This window comes from Dyadobacter sp. (assembly GCF_051859145.1).
In the GTDB taxonomy this organism is placed as follows: domain Bacteria; phylum Bacteroidota; class Bacteroidia; order Cytophagales; family Spirosomataceae; genus Dyadobacter.
Map to the genome: position 1 here is coordinate 1 of NZ_JBHYGF010000447.1, position 3148 is coordinate 3148.

Sequence of the window (3148 nt, forward strand, 5' to 3'; positions counted from 1 at the left end):
GAGGTGGTGCAGCTTGCTCCGCCTTTTGGTAAAAACCTCATAGGCAAACAAAAAACCTGCAAATGGTGCATTGAAAAGTGCGGTAAGTCCGGCAGCTAAGCCAGCACAGATCAGGTCTGTCCGGTACTTCTTTAGAAACTTTGCCTTCCTCGAAGAGAGTGCGCCGATCGCAGCAGTGGAAACAACCGTGGAGACTTCAATCCCCGTAGAACCGCCAAAAATCACGGTGAGAAATCCATTGAAATAATGGGACGGGATCTTGTAAGCCGGCAGCATGTGCGCATCCTTGTTGATCGTGTCCATGACCTCTTTGATCCCTTTGTTGGTTTTGTTGCGGAACAAAAACCGTCTCAGTATATAAATCATCGCCAGACCTGCGAAAGGCAGGACCAGGATCAGCCATTTATTGTGGACAATGCTTTCGAGGAAAAGTTCTTCGTAGTGTTCTGTGATTACTTTCAGCGTGTCGGCTACGAGGGCGGATAGGAGACCTGTTACCGCAGCTGCGAGGATAACTGCCGATACGCGGCGGATTTTTTTGTTTTGGTATGCACTCAGTTTCATAACAGTGGTGTTCACCGGTACCTCCGTTTCCAGATCTTGTACCAATGTTTGTTTTTGGGATAATGGCGGTTTGGCGCCATATTATTGACAAATATCGCCACGAGCAAAAGGATCAGCACGCCCGAAAGAACAGGGCTGAGCACATATTTGTAGCCCAGTGACGTGATTTTTTCAGAACCGATGTTGGCGATTAATGCAGTGGCTCCGCCGGGCGGGTGCAGCGTGCGGGTAATTTGCATCAACACAATTGAGACCGACACGGCAAATGCAGATGCCAGCCAGATATTACCTGGGATCAGCTTGTGCACCGTAACACCCACCAATGCGCAGATCAGGTGGCCGCCGATCACATTCCGCGGCTGTGCGAGCGGACTATTGACGATACCGTAGATCAGGACCGAAGATGCGCCGAAAGAGCCGATCAGGAAAACGCTGTCGGAAGCGCTAAACATGTTGTTGTTAAAAAAACCGATCAGCGCAATGCCGCTGAATGATCCCAGAAATGTCCAGAAATGGTCTTTAAAATCGACCAGCGTCTCCTTGTAAATCACATAGCGCGCCATGCGCATGTGCTTTCTTAAATGCTTTCTCAATGTTTGTTCGTGATTGAACTACTAAATTATAATGTTAATGTGAACTATACGGTTCCCGGCTGCCAGGAAAATCTCTGCCGGGCCACGGAGTTTGAGTAAGCGGCTTGCAATTGACGTTCACCGATTATCAGCCTCCATTCATCGATTAGCTGTCATTTCAGGTAAGCGGCAGCTCTATTTTCGACATACACAAATACTTGCTGTGTGCGATGATGGAAAAACGTTACCTGCTGTTTTTATTGGTACTGTCAATCTCGACAACTGCGCTGGCGCAGACAGAGGCAAAAAAGCCCGGTTTGGTAAAAGTATCCGGCGGACTGAATGCGTACGCAGGCTTTTACACACCAAACGGAATTGCCGCCCGCAACCAGGCAACCCCTTTCGGACTGAGCGGCGCCATTACGGTTACTTTGCCGGGCGGTGTCAGTCTGCCTTTTTCGGCGGTACTGGGCAACCAGGGTGCAAGTTTTCGTCAGCCTTTCAACCAGTTCGGGGTAAGTCCCACCTACAAATGGGCGACGATCCATGCAGGGTACCGGAACGTCAGCTTTTCGCCTTTTACATTGGCAGGACACACTTTTCTCGGCGGCGGCGTTGAGCTGAACCCGGGTATGCTGCGGTTCGGAGCTGTTTACGGGCGGTTCAACCGCGCGAGCTCGACGGATATCGCCGATCCCGATGCGATTCCTTCATTCAAGAGAACCGGCTACGCATTCAAGCTCGGCTATGGGAAGCCCAATAATTTTGTAGACCTGGTGGTGCTTCGTGCGCAGGATGACACCACTTCCATTCCCGGCATTCAAACAACACCTGAAAAGCAGATCGTCCCGGCGGAGAACCTCGTAGTTGGCATTACTTCGCGGTTGTTGCTGATCAAACACATTACCGTCGAGCTCGACGCTGCGGCAAGTTCCTATACGAGGGATATGTACGCCACCGAAGTGCAGGCAGAAGGCAAGAACCCGCTTGTCCGCATTTTCGGGAAGATGATCACGCCGCGGCTTTCCACGCAGCTCACGCAGGCAACGCAGGCCGGGCTGGGGTATCAGGATAAATGGGGATCTGTGAAATTCCAGTACAAGCGCATTGATCCTAATTTCCAGACCATGGGCGCTTACTATTTCCAGAGTGATATTGAAAGCTATACCGTCAATGCGGCACTCAACCTGCTGAAAGGAAAGGCGAGGATCGCGGGTAGTTATGGGACACAATTCGATAATCTTGCCAAAAACAAGAATGCAGGTACCGGCAGGTCCGTCGGCTCGCTGATGGCATCCTTTAATCCTGACCCGGTATTTGGGTTGGATATTTCCCTATCCAATTATGGATTGAGCCAGAAAGCAGGACTGAGGCCACTGATCGACACCTTGCGGATAGCGCAGAACAACCTATCTGCCACACTAAACACACGCTATTCCATTTTCAACAAGGATCTGTCACATGTTTTTACATTTACAGTAGCCCACCAGCAGCTTTCGGACCTGAATGAAGCCACTTCAAACCAGACCGAAAACAACAATCAGAACCTGAACCTGAGCTATTTCTTTCAGCAGAACCAGAGTGCTTTCGGGGCAAACCTGATGCTATCCTACACGCAAACCAGTCTACCCGCTTTGTTGCCCGCAGACGGAAACCAGAAGGTGAAATTCTACGGACCAACACTGGGCACCAACTATGTTTTCTTGAAAAAGAAGCTGACTACCTCAGCCAATTTTTCTTACCTCATCAACCAGCAGCTTGGCCAGACCGGAAAGGTACTTACAGCCTCGGCAAATGCAGGTTACCAGCTCGCCAGGAAGCAAAGCCTGAGCCTGATGTTCAATTACCTGAACTCGAATACGGGTATTCAAACGGAAAAATTCAATGAATTCAGAGGAAATATCGGATATGGAATTTCATTCTAACACTGGCAGATTTCGTAAAGGCGTTTCAATAATGGCCCTGATTGTGGCTATGCTGCTGTTTACGTTCGCGGCTTCTGCACAAAATCT

General features: G+C 49.8%; 3 protein-coding genes. 1 reads left to right on the forward strand and 2 read right to left on the reverse strand.

The window, feature by feature from the left end:
- Together ACTIE6_RS21595 and ACTIE6_RS21600 are read right to left on the reverse strand one after the other, a co-directional pair.
- Window positions 1-609 (reverse strand): chloride channel protein (locus tag ACTIE6_RS21595; RefSeq protein WP_439558605.1); only part of this gene is annotated, 609 nt, incomplete at its 3' end.
- Window positions 576-1157, reverse strand: a complete 582-nt coding sequence (locus ACTIE6_RS21600) for an HPP family protein (protein WP_439558606.1) — start codon at window positions 1155-1157, stop codon at window positions 576-578. The genes ACTIE6_RS21595 and ACTIE6_RS21600, both read right to left, overlap by 34 nt.
- A 209-nt stretch (window positions 1158-1366) precedes the next feature.
- Between ACTIE6_RS21600 and ACTIE6_RS21605 the strand changes: the two genes are divergently transcribed.
- Window positions 1367-3061, forward strand: coding sequence for a hypothetical protein (locus tag ACTIE6_RS21605; protein ID WP_439558607.1), 1695 nt, complete (start codon window positions 1367-1369; stop codon window positions 3059-3061).
- Window positions 3062-3148: the final 87 nt, after the last annotated feature.